This window comes from Sphingobium sp. SA2, from assembly GCF_032227065.1.
Lineage (GTDB): Bacteria > Pseudomonadota > Alphaproteobacteria > Sphingomonadales > Sphingomonadaceae > Sphingobium.
The window spans coordinates 1,066,895-1,083,534 of the sequence record NZ_JAPMXX010000001.1 but is presented as its reverse complement, the minus strand read 5'-3'; the positions used below and the strand labels follow the sequence as shown (position 1 = coordinate 1,083,534).

General features: G+C 63.0%; 15 protein-coding genes. 8 read left to right on the top strand and 7 right to left on the bottom strand.

All coding sequences use genetic code 11. From position 1 onward, the window contains the following. Positions 1–76: 76 nt before the first annotated feature. From rhmD to OVY48_RS05115, 8 genes are all read left to right on the top strand, one after another. Entirely contained in the window at positions 77–1,261 is a 1,185-nt protein-coding gene (rhmD, locus tag OVY48_RS05150; RefSeq protein WP_202807682.1) for an L-rhamnonate dehydratase, read from the top strand. A gap of 18 nt (positions 1,262–1,279) precedes the next feature. Beyond that, a complete protein-coding gene (locus OVY48_RS05145) occupies positions 1,280–2,137 on the top strand; it encodes a fumarylacetoacetate hydrolase family protein (protein ID WP_313921991.1) in 858 nt (285 codons plus the stop codon). Continuing rightward, positions 2,134–2,883, top strand: coding sequence for an SDR family NAD(P)-dependent oxidoreductase (locus tag OVY48_RS05140; protein ID WP_037475229.1), 750 nt, complete (start codon positions 2,134–2,136; stop codon positions 2,881–2,883). Before OVY48_RS05145 ends, OVY48_RS05140 begins: the two co-directional genes overlap by 4 nt. A gap of 162 nt (positions 2,884–3,045) precedes the next feature. Next, positions 3,046–3,948 (top strand): amidohydrolase family protein, encoded by a 903-nt coding sequence (locus OVY48_RS05135; RefSeq protein WP_037475227.1) that lies wholly within the window; start codon positions 3,046–3,048, stop codon positions 3,946–3,948. Further along, positions 3,945–5,009 (top strand): L-rhamnose/proton symporter RhaT, encoded by a 1,065-nt coding sequence (gene rhaT / locus OVY48_RS05130; protein ID WP_037475224.1) that lies wholly within the window; start codon positions 3,945–3,947, stop codon positions 5,007–5,009. The genes OVY48_RS05135 and rhaT overlap by 4 nt, the downstream gene beginning before the upstream one ends. Continuing rightward, positions 5,009–6,046, top strand: a complete 1,038-nt coding sequence (locus OVY48_RS05125; protein ID WP_313921990.1) for a glycoside hydrolase family 43 protein — start codon at positions 5,009–5,011, stop codon at positions 6,044–6,046. The genes rhaT and OVY48_RS05125 overlap by 1 nt, the downstream gene beginning before the upstream one ends. Further along, entirely contained in the window at positions 6,033–6,293 is a 261-nt protein-coding gene (locus OVY48_RS05120) for a hypothetical protein (protein WP_313921989.1), read from the top strand. The genes OVY48_RS05125 and OVY48_RS05120 overlap by 14 nt, the downstream gene beginning before the upstream one ends. Further along, positions 6,290–6,850, top strand: a complete 561-nt coding sequence (locus OVY48_RS05115) for an alpha/beta hydrolase (protein WP_313921988.1) — start codon at positions 6,290–6,292, stop codon at positions 6,848–6,850. The genes OVY48_RS05120 and OVY48_RS05115 overlap by 4 nt, the downstream gene beginning before the upstream one ends. A 7-nt stretch (positions 6,851–6,857) precedes the next feature. Here the strand turns inward: OVY48_RS05115 and OVY48_RS05110 are convergent, their stop codons facing one another. From OVY48_RS05110 to OVY48_RS05080, 7 genes are all read right to left on the bottom strand, one after another. Continuing rightward, positions 6,858–7,820, bottom strand: a complete 963-nt coding sequence (locus OVY48_RS05110) for a glycoside hydrolase family 43 (protein ID WP_037475222.1) — start codon at positions 7,818–7,820, stop codon at positions 6,858–6,860. Further along, positions 7,817–8,998 carry an SGNH/GDSL hydrolase family protein gene (locus OVY48_RS05105; protein WP_237748835.1) on the bottom strand — a complete coding sequence of 394 codons (1,182 nt, stop codon included), beginning with the start codon at positions 8,996–8,998 and terminating at the stop codon, positions 7,817–7,819. The genes OVY48_RS05110 and OVY48_RS05105 overlap by 4 nt, the downstream gene beginning before the upstream one ends. Before the next feature lie 13 nt (positions 8,999–9,011). Continuing rightward, positions 9,012–10,514 (bottom strand): MFS transporter, encoded by a 1,503-nt coding sequence (locus OVY48_RS05100; protein ID WP_313921987.1) that lies wholly within the window; start codon positions 10,512–10,514, stop codon positions 9,012–9,014. 85 nt (positions 10,515–10,599) lie between these two features. Then, positions 10,600–11,715, bottom strand: a complete 1,116-nt coding sequence (locus OVY48_RS05095) for a glycoside hydrolase family 105 protein (protein ID WP_037475219.1) — start codon at positions 11,713–11,715, stop codon at positions 10,600–10,602. 6 nt (positions 11,716–11,721) lie between these two features. Continuing rightward, on the bottom strand, positions 11,722–14,721 hold the full coding sequence (locus OVY48_RS05090) for a beta-galactosidase (protein WP_313921986.1): 3,000 nt from the start codon (positions 14,719–14,721) through the stop codon (positions 11,722–11,724). Positions 14,722–14,729: 8 nt separating this feature from the next. Further along, positions 14,730–15,044, bottom strand: coding sequence for an L-rhamnose mutarotase (locus OVY48_RS05085; protein ID WP_037475214.1), 315 nt, complete (start codon positions 15,042–15,044; stop codon positions 14,730–14,732). Between the two features lie 72 nt (positions 15,045–15,116). Beyond that, on the bottom strand, positions 15,117–16,637 hold the full coding sequence (locus tag OVY48_RS05080; RefSeq protein ID WP_313922062.1) for a glycoside hydrolase family 28 protein: 1,521 nt from the start codon (positions 16,635–16,637) through the stop codon (positions 15,117–15,119). Between the last annotated feature and the right edge of the window lie 3 nt (positions 16,638–16,640).

Sequence of the window (16,640 nt, the reverse complement as noted above, 5' to 3'; positions counted from 1 at the left end):
AGATTTTGGAAGTTTCTGCCGTCTTGTCCCATATATTGGACGTCGGCATGGTTCAGGGAGTGTGTGCGTGCCGATCGTGACCTTGCCGAAAATCAAGCATGTCCGGGCCTTCACCGTGCGCGGTGGCGGTGCCGACTATCATGACCAGGGCGAAGGCCACTGGATCGACGACCATATTGCGACGCCGATGTCGCGCTATACCGAATATCGCCAGTCGCGCCAGAGCTTCGGCATCAACGTGCTGGGCACTTTGGTCGTCGAGATCGAGGCGGAAGATGGCACGATCGGCTTTGCCGTGACGACCGGCGGCGAACCCGCAGCGTTCATCGTCGAAAAGCATCTGGCCCGGTTTCTGGAAGGCCGCGCGCCCACCGATTATGAGAAAATCTGGGACCAGATGTATTTCTCGACCCAATATTATGGGCGCAAGGGTCTGGTCGTGAACGCCATTTCCGGTGTCGATCTGGCGCTGTGGGATTTGCTGGGCAAGTTGCGGCAGGAGCCGGTCTATCATCTGCTGGGCGGGGCGGTGCGCGATGAACTGCAATTCTACGCTACCGGCGCGCGGCCCGATGTCGCCAAGGAACTGGGCTTCATCGGCGGCAAGATGCCGCTGCACCATGGCCCGGCCGAGGGGATCGAAGGGCTGAAAAAGAATATCGCCGAACTGGCGGACATGCGCGAAAAATGCGGTCCCGACTTCTGGCTGATGTGGGATTGCTGGATGGCGCTCGACGTCGATTATGCCACGCGCCTCGCCATCGCGGCGCACGAACATGGGTTGAAGTGGATGGAGGAAGCGATCAGCCCCGACGATTATTGGGGCTACAGCCAACTTAAGCGCAACGTCCCCAAGGGGATGCTGGTGACGACCGGCGAGCATGAGGCGACCCGCTGGGGCTTCCGCATGTTGCTGGAAATGGATTGCTGCGACATCATCCAGCCCGATGTCGGCTGGTGCGGCGGCGTGACCGAATTGCTCAAGATCAGCGCGATGGCCGACGCCCATGGCAAGATGGTCGTGCCGCACGGCTCCTCGGTCTACAGCTACCATTTCGTCATCACCCGCCACAATTCGCCCTTCGCCGAATTCCTGATGATGCATCCAGGACCAACCGAAGTGGTGCCGATGTTCCACCCACAGTTGATCGGCGAGCCAGTGCCCGAAAATGGTCGGCTCAAAGCCAGCGCGCTCGACGCGCCCGGCTTCGGCGTCGAACTGAACCGCGATATCGCGATGCACCGCCCCTATACTCACTAAGCAAGAAGCGAGATTGCCATGAAATTCTGCCGTTTTGGCCCGCGTGGCCAGGAAAAGCCCGGTATCGTCGATACGGATGGCAATATCCGCGACTTGTCAGGCGTGGTCGCCGAGCTGACGATCGAGACGCTGGCCGCCGCCAAGGCCGCCGACATCGCGTCGCTGCCGATCGTGGAGGGGACGCCGCGCTATGGCGTGCCGTTGAAGGGCGTGGGCAAGATCGTCGCCATCGGCCTCAATTATGAGGATCATGCGATCGAATCCAACCTGCCGATCCCGACCGAACCGATGATGTTCATGAAGGCTTTGTCGTCGCTCAATGGGCCAAACGATGAAGTGATGCTGCCCAAGGGCGCGACCCATGGCGACTGGGAAGTCGAGCTGGGCGTCATCATCGGCGAAACCTGCCGCTTCGTGAGCGAAGAGGACGCGCTGTCGAAGGTCGCGGGCTACACGCTGGTCAACGACGTGTCGGAACGCTTCAACCAGAAGCAGCGCGGCACCCAGTGGAGCAAAGGCAAGGGGCATGACACCTTCTGCCCGACCGGCCCTTGGCTGGTGACGCCCGACGAGGTGGGCGATTGCCAGGATCTCGACATGTATCTGAACGTCAATGGCGATCGGATGCAGACCGGCAACACCCGCACGATGATCTTCACCGTCGCGCAGCTCATCGCTTATGTCAGCGAATATATCACGCTCTATCCCGGCGACCTGATGATCACCGGCACGCCGCCGGGCGTCGGCGAAGGTAAGAAGCCGACCGCCATCTACCTCAAGGCCGGTGACGTGATGGAACTGGGCATCGCCAAGCTGGGCACCCAGACGCAGAATGTCGTCGAATGGCGGCATCTGGGCGACGAGGTGCTCGGATGAGCGTCTTTGCTGGTCGTTATGAAGGACGCTGCGCTATCGTCACCGGCGGCGCGTCGGGCCTGGGCAAACAGGTCGCCGCGCGGATCGTAGCCGAAGGCGGTAAGGTTGCCTTGTGGGACGTGAACGCCGATGCGCTGGCGGAAACCAAAGCGGAGATCGGCGCGACCCATGTGGTCGCGCTCGATGTCTCCGATCAGGCGGCAGTGGAGGCGGCAGCCAAGTCCAGCGCGGAAGCACTGGGCAAAGTCGACGTGCTGGTTTGCTCTGCGGGCATTACCGGCGCGACCGCGACCCTATGGGACTATCCGCTCGACAGCTGGCGCAGCGTGATCGACATCAACTTGAACGGCCTCTTTTACTGCAACCGCGCAGTGGTGCCGTTCATGCTCGAAAATGGCTATGGCCGCATCGTCAACTTGGCCTCGGTTGCTGGTAAGGAAGGCAATCCCAATGCCTCCGCTTATTCCGCAAGCAAGGCGGGCGTGATCGGGCTGACCAAGAGCCTGGGCAAGGAACTGGCCGGCAAGGGCGTGATCGCCAATGCCCTGACCCCCGCCACCTTCGAAAGCCCCATTCTCGCACAGCTGCCCCAAAGCCAGGTCGATTATATGCGCTCCAAGATCCCGATGGGGCGCCTGGGTGAAGTCAGCGAATCCGCCGCGATGGTCTGCTTCATGGCAAGCGAGGAATGCAGCTTCACCACCGCATCGACCTTCGACACGTCGGGCGGTCGCACCACTTTCTGACACAAGTCGCGCGGCGCGACTGGCCGACAAGAGCCAGCACGCCGCGTTGGAACAAGCCTCCAGTGCCGTTCGGGCTGAGCCTGTCGAAGCCTTCTTCTGAAGAAGTAAGACCCTTCGACAAGCTCAGAGCGAACGGAGAGATGGGATAAGGAGAGGACGGCCATGATCCCCTTTGTCGATGCGCATATCCATTTATGGGATCTGGCGCATATCCGCTACGACTGGCTCAGCCCGCCCTTCGCCGAGGATGGGCCGAACGGCAGCGTCGAACCGATCGCGCATGATTATGGCATCGCGGAATATCGCGCAGACCTCGCACGCTGGAATGTCATTGGCGCCGTGCATGTCGATGCGGGCGCGGCGGCGGACAGCGCGCTGCGTGAAACCCAGTGGCTCGATGGCCTTGCTGCGATCGAGGGGCTGCCCACCGGCATCGTCGCCTTCGCCGCGCTCAACGGCCCGCACGTCGATGTACTATTGTCCGCGCAAGCCGCGCACAGCCGCGTCAAGGGCATCCGCCATATCGTCAACTGGCACCCCGACCCTCGGCGCAGCTACACGCCTACCGACCTGACCGTCGATCCGCAATGGCAGGCGGGCTATGGCTTGCTGGCAAAGCACGACTTGTCCTTCGACCTGCAATGCTATCCGGGGCAGATGCCGGGACTTGTCCCGCTCATCGAGCGCCACCCCGACATCCCCGTCATCATCAACCATCTCGGCATGCCGGTGCTGACCGACGCGGACGGTGTCGGCGATTGGCGGCGGGGCATGCAGGCCCTCGCAGCGCTACCCCATGTCTCCGTCAAGCTGTCGGGCATGGGCTTCATCCGCCGCGACTGGAGCCGCGAGACGATCGCGCCCTTTGTCCGCGAAACGATCGACCTGTTCGGTGTCGATCGTTGCATGTTCGCCAGCGACACGCCGACCGACAAGCTGTTTGGCCCAATCGACCGCTATATGGAGGCCTATCACGCCATCATCGCGGATTTGGCCGAAGCCGACCGCCGCGCCCTGTTCGGCGGCAACGCCAATCGCCTCTATCGCCTGGGACTTGATATATGATCGGCAATCCACTGCTCGGCGTCTTGTTCCACTGGCTGGGGGGCCTTGCCTCGGCCAGCTTCTATGTCCCCTATCGCGGGGTGAAGCGCTGGAATTGGGAGATTTTCTGGCTGACCGGCGGCATCTTCTCCTGGGTCATCGCACCCTGGTTCTTTGCCTCGGTCCAGACCAACGATCTGATGGGCGTGATGGCGCAGGTGCCGGGCTCGGTCGTCGGTTGGTGCATATTTTTCGGCTTCCTATGGGGCTTTGGCGGCCTGACCTATGGCCTGACTATGCGCTATCTTGGCCTTTCGCTCGGCATGGCGGTGGTGCTGGGCCTTTGCACCGTGTTCGGCACGCTGATTCCGCCGATCGTCGATGGCAGCTTCATGACGCAGATCGCAGGCACGCTGCATGGGCAGATCGTGCTGCTGGGGCTGGCCGTGACCGTGCTGGGCATCATCGTCGTCGCCATGGCCGGCGCGCGCAAGGATGCCGCGCTCTCGCCTGAACAAAAGGCCGCCGCCGTTGCCGAGTTCGATTTCAAGAAAGGCATCGCCGTCGCCATCTTCTCCGGCATCATGTCCTCCTGCTTCGCCTTTGGCCTTGCGGCGGGCGAACCGGTCAAGGCGCTGTCGGCGGCTGCTGGGACGGGACCGCTCTGGACTGGCCTGCCGACGCTGTGCATCGTCATGTTCGGCGGCCTCATCACCAACGCGGTCTGGTGCGGGTGGCTGATCGTGAAAAACAAGTCTGCGGGCCAGTGGCTCGGCGCACCCGACGCAGATGGCAAGCGCCCCGCGCTGCTGCCCAATGTCCTGCTCTGTGCGCTGGCGGGCACGGCCTGGTATTTCCAATTCTTCTTCTACACCATGGGCGAAAGCCAGATGGGTCGCTTCGGCTTTTCCAGCTGGACCCTGCACATGGCGTCGATCATCATCTTCGGTACCTGCTGGGGCTTTGCCTTTCGCGAGTGGAAAGACGCCGCACCGGCCGTTCGCCGTATGGTGTGGAGCGGCGTAGGCCTGCTGGTCTTCGCCACGCTGATCATCGGCTATGGCAATCGGATGGCGGGCTGATGCGGGGCTTGCTTGCCCTGTTGCTGTTGGTGTTCGCTGCTCCCCTGGCGGCACAAGCGCCGCTGCTGACATCCCATCTGCGTATCCATGATCCATGGGTGGTCGCGGATACCGACAGCCAGACCTATTGGCTGTTCAGCCGCAACGATCCCGCCGTCACCGGCGACAAACGGCTGGGTATCATGGCTTATGTCAGCCGCGACCTTGCCCATTGGGAAAAGCCGCGCATCGTCTTCACCTTGCCGGACGGGACATGGGCGAATGAGGGAGCCTGGGCACCCGAAGTCCATCGCTGGAAGGGGCGCTGGCATCTGCTGGCGACCTTCCATAACGAAGCTGCCGCCATCCAGGCAAAGGCCAAGCGCCCGACCTATCGGCGCACCACCTTGCTGGCGGTATCCGACCGGCTCGACGGTCCCTTTGCCCTGGTGCGCGGCGGCGATCCGATCGCCCCGGCCGATGCCATGACGCTCGATGGCACGCTGCATATTGATGCAGCGGGCAAGCCCTGGCTCGTCTATGCCCATGAATGGATGCAGGTCGGCACCGGCACGATCGATGCGATGCCGCTCAAGGATGACCTGTCGGCAGCCGGGCTGCCGCGCCAGCTGTTCCGCGCTGACGAGGCCGACTGGGTGGTGGGGCAAAAACAGCCTGAAGGCGACATCGTTCATGTCACCGACGGCCCCGAACTGTTCCGCACGGCGAAGGGTACGCTGCTGATGCTCTGGTCGAGCTATGGCAGGGATGGCTATGTCCAGGCGCTGGCCCGTTCCACATCCGGCACGGTAACTGGCCCCTGGGAGCAATTAGGGCCATTGGTCGAGCGCGACAGTGGGCATGGCATGCTCTTCCGCGCATTCGATGGGCGGCTGATGATGGTCGTGCATCGCCCCTTCAAGCGCGCCTTGGCCAAATTCTATGAAATGCGCGACACCGGCGATCGGGTCGAGGTGGTGCGCGAAGCGGTGGAACTGGATGGGGAAGCCTATCCCACCCATGGTTGCCCGATGGGAGTGCAAGATGCTGGGTGCTGATCAGGTCTGGCCGCTGCATGGCGCAGCAACAGGCGCCTTCACGCTGGAGGACAACACCGCTCCGCCAGAGCAAGCCGTGGTCACGGCAGTCGAACGCCCCGTCCTGCTAGGCTATGCGCCCGATCGCCCCAATGGCCGGGCGATGCTGGTGCTGGGCGGGGGCGGCTATGTCGCGCTGATGGCAGGGCGGGAGGGCGTGCAGATCGCGCGCTGGCTCAATCGGCTGGGCTATTTGTCTTCCTGTTGATCCATCGCTTTCCCGATGCAAGCAATGGCCCATCCGCCCCGCTCGACGACGCGCATGCGGCCATGGCGCTGGCCCGTTCCAGTGGATTTGCAAGGGAAGGGCTGGGTGTCGTCGGCCTTTCGTCCGGCGGTCATCTCGCCGCCTGCCTTGCCGCCGACTATCCGGCGGAATGGGGAAAAGCCGATTTGCAGCCGCCCGATATCCTGGTCATTGGCTATGCCCCCATCTCGACCAATGCAAAGGGCCGAACGGTCGTCGCCGATAAACCGCCATTGCCGCCGGTCGAAAAGCAGGCGCTCTACGATGCGCTGCAGCCCGACGCCCAACTGCTGTCCGAACCACCGCCGACCTTCATCGTCTATGCCGGCAATGACCCGGTGGTCCCGGTGGAGAATGCCCACCGCCTGCATAGGGCATTGCGGGACGCTGGAGGATCAACCGAACTCCATATCTTTGCCGATGCGCCGCATGGCTTTGCGCTCGACACGACGGACATGCCGGTGTCGATCTGGCCAACGCTATGCGAAGCTTGGCTGCGGCAGGTCGGGTTCCTGTAATCGCTGCTCAGGGTTTTAGCGCGACTGACACCGGGGCGTTGCGATCGACCGAAATAGACCCATCGCGTTCGACCAGTTCCGCGATCTGGAGGACGCTGCGGCGTTTCCAGTCGGGATTGACGCGCGCTTCATCCTCGCCATCCTGATGGACGAAATAGAGGATATAGGCCCGGTCCCCCGCCACGATGATGTCGGGGTGCTGGCCCTTGGCGCGGTCGGTGGGATGGGTGCCGGGAACGCCAAGGATATGGCCCTCCTGCCGCGTCCATGTTTCCGCATCGTCGGACCGCATGACCAACAACCCTTTCCACGCGTCGGAGATCAGCCACCAACGCCCCTTCCAGCGGAATGCCTTGGGGCCTTCGCCGGGCGTGTCGGTCAGGCGCTTACCAACCGTCCAGTGGACCAGATCTTTGCTGTCCGCCGTACGGATTGCCTTATTCTCGCGTTCGTCGTTGAAGAAGAGGCGATAGCCCCCGTCAGGCAACGCTATGACGCTGGCATCGATCACCCGGTCGGAACCAAGATCGAGCCGCTCGCCGCATTTCCATGTCGCTAAGTCGGGGCTGGTCAGGTGAACGATGAAGCGCGGCGCATTCCAGTCGCGGAAGACCCCCGGCACAACGGTCAGCCACATATGCCATTGCCCGCCGAGAAACTGGACTTCGGGTGCCCAGAGCGTCTCGCCGGTGCAGCTTTGGGGGATGGCGGCCGTCCCGCTGTAACGCCAGCGCGCGCCATCCTTCGACCGGGCGGTGCCGATGGCGGTGCCATGGACCCACCGCACGTCCTTAGCGTCTTCCATGGGCAGGTCGGCGCGACGGTTGGTATAGAACATCACCCATTCGCCGCTGGCCCGGTCATAGACGGTCGAGGCGTCAGCCGCGCCATCATGGATGGGATCGCGATAGAGCGGTTTGGGCGCGATCGGCGCGCTGGCGGCCGCGACCAAAAGCAGCGCAGCAATCATCGAAACAGGCGCAGATCGAACGCAGCCGCCATCGCCGCAAATCCCGCATCATTGGGGTGCAGCGCGTCGCCCACATCATAGGGCTTCGCCATCCGCGCCGGATCGCCGGGGTCGGCGATCGCCTTGGCGAGATCGATCATGCCATCGGCTTCGTCAGTCGTGCGGATCCAGTCGTTGACGGCGACACGGACGGCCTCGCCCTCTTCGCTCCAATAGCCAGCGCCCCTATAGGGCAGGATGGTGGCGAGGATGACCTTCACACCCTTGCCTTGCGCCCGCGCGATCATCTGCCGATAGGCACCGATCAGGTCATCGGCGCTCGGTAAAGGGCGTTTCTGCGCCGTCGCCGCGCCGATATCATTGACACCCTCCAGGATAACCACATGGCTGACACCCGGCACCGCCAGCACATCGCTGTCGAAGCGCGCGAGCGCATTATAGCCCTCGCCTTCGGACAAGAGGCGGTTGGCGCTGATCCCGGCATTGGCGATCGCGACATTCCTCCGCCCCGCCCTCTGGAACCGTTCGGCCAGCAGGTCGGGCCAGCGCCGGTTGCTGTCATTGGTCGCGCGCACGCCGTCGGTGATGGAATCGCCCAGCGTGACGATGGTGGGGGCGGGCCGGGCGGTTTCCACTTCCACGGCGGACAGGATGAGCCGCGGCCCGATGGTCGTCGCCCCGGTCAGGTTGATCGCGGCGGTCTGGTCGCCCGGCGCGATCCAGTTGGTGGCGGCGGCATAGGCATGGACAGTGGGCGTGGCTGCGCCCTGGGGCAGATGGATGCTGATCGTCAGCCGGGAAAGCGGCTTGACCGGCAGGTCGATCGCGTCGCTCAGCAACGGCGCGCGCGGGGAAAGCGTTGCCCCCTGCACGCGGTTGAACGCGACGACGCGGTCGGTGCCCGGCAGGGTCGCGCCATCCTCCCCGGCCAGCGCGACATGGACTGCGCCGATCGTCAGCGGCGCAACCGCCATTTCGTTGGACAAGCGCAGCCGGATACGCGCGCCGCCACTGGACAGGCGAACGACCTGCCGCACCGTACGGTCGGTCAGGTCCGGGCGCTTGTCGGCGGGAGCGGTCCAGACGAGCGGCGCAGCCATCCAGCTGCGCGACCAGTGCTGGGCCGCAGCGGGCGTGGCTGACAGGGCAAGAGCGGCAAGAAGCAGGACAGGGCGCATGATCGATCCTTTGTCAGCGGGCGACCGGGTTTCTGCCCCATAGCTGATCATAGCGCCAGCCTGACAGATCCTCGACGATCCGGCCCGCCTCCGGGCTGGTCGGGGTTTGCCCGCCGCCCCGCAGATGCTCGATCTCGGCCATCAGGACATCGTGGGTGGCGGGGCTGAGGCGGAAGCGGGTGGACACAAGGATACCAAAGCCCAGCATCCCCACCGTGCCGATGCCCAGCAACAGAGCGATCGTCAGGATGGCATCATAGCTTTGCACTGGCGCACCGGACACGAAGCCACCCGCCTGCATGATGAACCCCACGCCCGCAACAGCCGCGGCCTGCGTCGCCTTGCGCACGAAGGTCATGACACCGGCAAAGCTGCCCTCGCGGCGCTGGCTGGTGACGATCTCGTCCACGTCCGCCATATAATTATAGGTCGCCCAGGGGATATAGTTGAGCGCGCCGCGACCCAGGCCAGCCAGGATGATCGGCAGCCAGATCATCGGGCTGCTCGCCGGGATGCCCAGCACCCACAGGCCAATGAGCGTCAGCGCACCCGCCGCGAAGCTGGCCGCCGCAATCTGATAGGCGCGCGACGGCGACGCCCGCAGCGCCAGGTTGATCGCGATGATGACCGCCACGAACTGCACGATATACATGGTGCCAAGCAGCCCCGATGCGATCGCCATCGACCCCGTCAGTGCAAAGATGACGAAGAAGGTGAAGGCCGCGTTGAAAATATCCTGACTGATATAGCCGCCCAGATACATACCCAGATGGAGCCGGAACGCCCGAATACGCATGGTGGAAAAAAGGTTGCGATACAGCGCCTTGAACGCCTGCCCCATGCCAGCGGTCGGCGCGGCCTGCGTGAGCTGCACCCCGCCCGGCATATGCCGTTCCCAACTGAACAGATACAGCAGCCCGGCCGTCAGCATGAACAGCGCGGCGAAAATGATGCCCATATAGAAAAACGTGTCGGCACTGTCCCGACCCAACGTCGTGATCAGCCAGAGCGGCAGGAAGCCCGCCAAAATGGCTGACGCCTGCCCGAACAGGATGCGCGCGCCTGCGAACTTCGCCTTGGTCTTATAATCGCTCGACATTTCGGCAGCCAATGTCTCGAACGGGATGATCTCCATCGCATAGACGAGTTCAAACAGCACATAGCTGACAAGATAATACCAGAAGGTCTGGCCCGGCAGCCACATAAGCGCGAAGCTGGGCAATAGCGGGATCGCCGCCAGGATGAAAAAGCGCCGACGCCCGAAACGCTGGCCGAACCGAGTGCTGCCGAAATGGTCTGAAATATAGCCGATCATCGGCGAAGCAACGGCGTCCAGGATACGCGCGACCGCAAAAATCGTCGCCGCCTGTCCGGCGGAAAGCCCGCAAAACTGGGTGTAGAAGATCAATACCCAACCGGAAATGACCGCCATCGACCCTGCGCCCAACACGTCATTGGACCCATAAGCGAGATAATTGCGCAGGCGAACGGTGCGAATGGGTGCTGGGTTGGGCATGTTCGGCTCCTCCGCCTTATTATCATTCTGGCCCTGGACGGCGGCGCTCCTTCTAAGACCCGCCGCCGTCCAAGCTCTCATTATGTCAGATATAGCTGCGCAGAAATTCACCCAGCGCGCAGATGGCGAGGCTCTGGCCATAGGGCATGGAGGTCAGCGCAATATCCTTGTAGAATTGCTGGGTGTCGCCCATCGCGGTGCCAAAGCTCACCTGCTGCAACTCGCCCGCATCGTCGATATTGGCCAGCACGCCGCGTACCGCCTTGATGCCGACAGCCTCATAATGGCGCGGCAGGTAACCCTTCCGCACGGCCTTGAGGATGCCATAGGCAAATCCGGCCGTGGCCGACGCTTCCAGATAGCTGGTCGGATCGACGATCAGCGTGTGCCACAGGCCCGTATCGGCGTCCTGCGTCTGCGCCAATGTCTTCACCTGCGCCGCCAGCGTGTCGATCAGGAAGGTGCGGAACGCATCACCCTGCGGCAGATCCAGTATCTCGATGATTTCAGGGATGGCGATCGTCACCCAGCAATTGCCGCGCGCCCACAGCGCTTCTGCAAAATTATGACGACCGTTGAAATCCCAGCCATGGAACCACAGGCCCGTCTTGGTATCGAACAGATATTTGATGTGGATGAGGAACTGGCGCTTGGCTTCCTCGACATAGGCGGGGCGGTTCAGCAGCAGGCCGATCTTGGCCAGCGGCAGCACCGACATCATCAGCGTGTCGTCCCACATCTCGCCCGGATTTTCGTCATTATAGACGATATGCTGAAAGCCACCTTCTTCGGTCTTGGGCAGGCCATCGGGGGCCATCAACCATTCGGCCCAAGTGTCGAGATACGGGATGTAGCGCGGGTCCGGCTCATGCTCGTAAAGATAGGCGAGCGTGATGAAAGGCGCCATCGTATTGATATTCTTGGTCGGCGTGCCTTCGGCAAAGCGATCCTCGAACCATTGCTTGATGATGCCCAACGCCTTTTGGTCGCCGGTCTGCTCATAATAACGCCACATGCCGAACAGGCCGATCCCATGGGTCCATTCCCACCCGGCCCAACCTTTGGTGTCGATGATGCGGCCATCGTCCAGATGCAAAAGGAACTCGCCGGTCTCGTCCTTGATATTGACGAGATTGTCCATCAGCCGGTCGATGGCGTCGACCACTTGGGCGCGCGGGACATCATGATTGAGTGCGGCCACTTATTCTTACTCCTTAAGGTCTGAAGGTGCGTTTGGCGCGGTAACCATCTGCACTGGCAGACCGCCTTTCACGGAATGAAGGGTGACGAGGCGCACGGCTTCGAGCGCATCGCCAGGCTGCCCGTCGGATGTGACGGCCAGCGCGACATGGTTCTTGCCCCGATGGTTCAATATGCCTTCGGGAATGGGGAAGCTGCGCTGCGGCCCGACATGGGCGATAAACTGCCCCATGTTCCAGCCATTGACGAACATCAGCACCCGATAGCGAACCGGCGATCGCGGCTTGGTCGCGTCGCCGAAGCTGAGCGCGATGGTCGCGTCCTGCCCCTTGGGCACGGCTAGGTCGAAGCTGGTGCGATACCAGCTTGTTCCCGCTTCTGCCTGCGTGGCAGGGACGGTTGCCTTCGCCCAGCGCTTGTCATCGAAGCCGGGCAGATGCCATCCCATGCGCTCGCCATAGAGGCCGCCATTATTGGCCGGACCGCGTACAGGATCAGCCAGCATCTCGCCGCCTCGCTTGCCCTGAATCTTCCAGGCGATCGGCACGGCAAAGCTGCGTTTACTTGGACCACCTTCCAGCGATGCGGAGATCAGGCCACGGGCCTCCTTGTGGAAATCATCGCTGTCCAAATCCCAATTATGGCCATTGTTGCGGACCATGACGGACAGGATATGCTCGCCACTTTGGGCACTGGCGGGCAGGGCAAAGCGCGCCGTGCCGGTGGTGATCGGCCGGGGCAGGCCGTCCGGCGTTTCCGCCTCGCCGATAAATTGCCCGTCGATCCACGCCTGGACGAGGCCAGAACCACCCGCACCATAATAGAGCGACAGCGTCTTGGCATCGGGCGTTCCAGTGAAGCGGCCACGATACCAGACATCGCCATCATGAAAGCCATAGGCGTCCATGCCCATATTCGGCTGCCCATCGGGTCGCGCGGTAATGCTGGCCGATGAGCGTTTGTCGATCGCCTGCCAATTGCTATCGTCGAAGGCCGGGTCCGCTTCCGGCGAACCCTTGGCCATGCGCCAGTCGGTCAGCGCGGGCAGTGCAATGGCGGCGGGACCGGCAAGCGGCTGCGTGGCCGCAAGGCTGCCCGACGGCGTGGTGCGGGTGGCGATCTTCCCGCCGTTCCACGTCACGCTGCGGATCGTGCCCGGCGCCCAGATTTCGAGCGGACTTTGTATGGCGGTATCCCCGGTCAGGGCCAGCGTGCCGCCCTTCACCGTCGCATGGCGCACCAGGTCCGGGCCACGGATCAACATGTCGCCCTGCCGCCAATAGCGGACGGCCTCAGCTTCATCGGCCAGGATCACCGTCAGCGGCGGCCGCCCGCCGCCCTCGATCCGCACGATCGCGCGGCCTTGATGGCGGTAGCTGAGTTTCAAGTCGCCCTTCGCCGCGTCGAAACGGCTGGTGGCTTCCCCCTCGATCACGGTCACGGTCGGCGCGCTGGTGTAGCGCAGCACGGTCTCGCCCGGCTCCCCAGCGCGGCCATAGAGCAGCATCAGGTCGCCCTTATCCTGCCGCTGCGCCGATTGCAGTTCCGACGTGGAATAGACCAGTCTTTGCCCACCCAGCGTTACGCCCGCGACCAACCATTTCGCGTCAAAGCCATTGAGGCGCATCGGCACGGTATAACGCCCATCGGGCAGGTCGGCAGTAAAGGTGAAGCTGTCGTTCGTCTGCCCGTTGGACGGCTTGTGCGTCACCATCAGGAAACGAGCGTCGGTTTCCGGGCTTTTATTATGATAAATCTGGATATTGGGTGATGAAATCTCGACCGGCCCGGCCGGAATCATGCCCGCCAGATCGGGGACGGACGCGATGAGGCCGCCCAACTGCTTCATCTCCTGCGCCTTTTCGCGCAGCGCACGGGGTTCGGAAATCGCCGCGCCATAATCATAGCTGGTGAACACCACCGGACCAGGCAACCAGCCCCAGCTGGTGCCGCCATAGGTCATGTAAAAGCTCTGGATGCCGATGCCGTTGGCCAGGTTCGTGCCATAGAAGACCCGCTGGAACCGCTTGCCGCGCTGGATCGCGTTGCAGTCATAGCCGCCGTTCGACCCCCAATAATCGAACCAGCCACCGCCGAACTCGGCCGCAAATCCCGGCGTATCGGGGGAAGCCGACGCGCCGCCCTTCGCCCCGCCCGTGCCATAATAGCCCCAATCGGGCGCTGCGACATCGCGGGTCGGCTGGCCGGTGACGGTGCAGGTGCCGCCCGGATAGCCATCGAACGCATACATATCGTTCGGGCCGGTGACGACCTTCTCGACCGTCGAGGATTCTGGCGTCCAATAGCCATTGCGGCCCTGATCATTGTGAAAGATCGGCACAGTGATGCCGTCTGCCCGCGCCTTGGCATAGAGGTGATCCATATAGCGCCGCTGCGCAGGCGTCGTCAGCGCTAGTTCGTTTTCGATCTGGTGCAGGATGACGCCGCCCTTGCGCGCCTTTTCCGCATTGATCTGGTGCCGCGCGATGATCGGGTTGATTTGGTCTAGCCATTCATCGACGGCCTTGAGATAATCCGGGTCGTCGGTGCGCGCACGGGCGCGCTGGTTGACCAGCCAGCCGGGAAAGCCGCCGCGCGACAGTTCGGCATTCACATAGGGACCGGCGCGAGTAATGACGTAGAGACCTTCCTCTTCCGCCATGGTGAGCAACCGGTCGATGTCGCGGATGCCGGTAAAGTCGTACACGCCCTGTTTCGGGCTATGATAGCCCCAGTCGAAATAGAGGGCGACGGTGTTGAACCCACTCGCCCTCATCTTCTGCAATATGTCGCGCCACAGGTCGGGCGAGGGCAGGCGGAAGGGGTGAAATTCCCCGCCCCAGATGATCTTGCGCTCGCCATCGATCATCAGCGAGCGCGCATCATAGGAGACGCGACCAAAGCTCTTGACCGGGGCGGACAGGTTGGCGGTAGGCTTGGCAACCTGCGCCATCGCAGGGATAGCCAGGGCCGAGCCCAGCAGCAGGGCGGCAATGAAGGAGCGCATCGGTCGGATCAATCCATGTGGAACAGCAGGGGGAGCGGCCATTCCTTGGGTCGGTTGTCCGGCTCGACCTCCATCAACGGCGCCATATAGGCCCACCATTTCTGCATCACGGGATGATCGGGCAGCGTTTCGCGCTGATTCTCCGCCGCCAGCGTCAGCACAGCGAACAGGCTGAGCGTATCTTCATCCAGAAAGATGGAATAATCGGAGATACCCGACTGGCGCAGCAGATCGGACAGTTCGGGCCATATTTCGTCATGGCGGCGACGATATTCGTCCACGACGCCGGGCTTCAATTGCATCTTGAAGGCGTGGATCGACATCTCGGCTCTTCCCCTATAAACCACATTATGGAACCTATGACCTATATTTGGTAACATCGTCCCAATTGTTCGTCAACGCCACAGTGGCGTGTTTCGCACCGTCAGATGCCGCACATCGTCGAACAGCAAGGGCGGACGCTGGTCGGGCGAGCGTGTCGCCGCCGTGAACCGCTCGATCGTCAGCCGCTCGGCGTGCCGCGCCCACAGCGCCCAGGCGGGCAGAATGCCGAACATGCTTGGCTCAGGATAAGCGTCGGCCAGTTCGGCGGGCCGCCGTGCGGCATCCTGCGCCGCGCCGCCGCCCTCATAGTCCAGGTGGATATCGCGCAGCGTCACGTCGCTGATCGGATGGCCAGGCAGGCCCGCAATCGTGGCCGGGAAGCGATGATCGATGCCACGCGCATCGACCTCGCTTATCTCGACATGGCGGATCGCGCCGATCCCTGTCCCCTCCGGCCCGCGCCGCCGGTCGCCCAGCCGCAGGAAAAGGGGCGCAGTGGTCACGTCGCGCATGGTCAGCCGACGCGCGACGATATGCTCCATCACCCCGCCATCGACCGTCTCCAGTGCCAGCCCCCGGCAGCGGGTGAAGCGGCAATCCTCGATGCGGATGTTGCGATAACCGCCATTGCTCTCGGTCCCCAGTTTGATCCGTCCGGTGACGCGATCCTGATCGGGGGCGATCTGCTGGCGGGTCGTCCGGGTGCCGTCGATCAGCGACCCCATATCATAGCCCGACAAGTCGCAATCGCGGATCAAGATATCCTCGGCGGCGATCGCCCGCCCGAGCGCATGGCTGCTCTTGACTACGATCGCATCGTCATTGGGCGAATTGACGCGGCAGCGCTCCACCACCACGTCGCGCACACAATCGAGATCGATGCCGTCGCGGTCGGTATCGATCGTCAGCCGGTCGATGCGCAGCTTTTGCGTGCCCGTCGCCAATATGGCGAAATGCCCGCCCTTGCGGATGGTGAAGCCCGACAGGCGGATGTCGCGACCATTTTTGAACGCGATCGCCTTATTCCCCTTGCCCGCCATCGCGGCAGCGGCCGGTTCCAGGTCATCAATCTGCGCCTGCGTCATCGCCCGCATCGACAGCGGACGCTCGCCTGCCTGGCGCTTCCAGCGCGCGCCGGGGCCATCGCGGGTCAGGCCCGCGCCATCGATTGCGCCGGGGCCAAGGATAGCGACCTTCCGCACATCATCGCCCCAGATCAGGCTGTTGTGCCAATGGCTATGGCCGAAATCCTGATACAGCTGATCGATCCCCTCTTCGGGCAGGTCATAACGCCCGGCATGGCGCGCCGGATCGGCCGCCTCGATCACCGCACCTTCTCCCAACAGCAAGGTAACGCGGCTGCGCAGCCGGATCGAGAAACACAAATAGCGCCCGCGCGTTAGCAGGACGGTGCCGCCGCCGCCGCGCGATGCCGCCTCGATCGCTGCGTTGATTGCATCGCTGTCGATCGCAATGCCGTCGCCGCGCGCACCATGATCCCGCACATCGAAGCGTCGCGCGGCATGGGCGGGGAAGGGCAGGGCCGCCAGAGCGAGATTGGCCAGTCCCAACGCTAGATCGCGGCGAGTCATGTC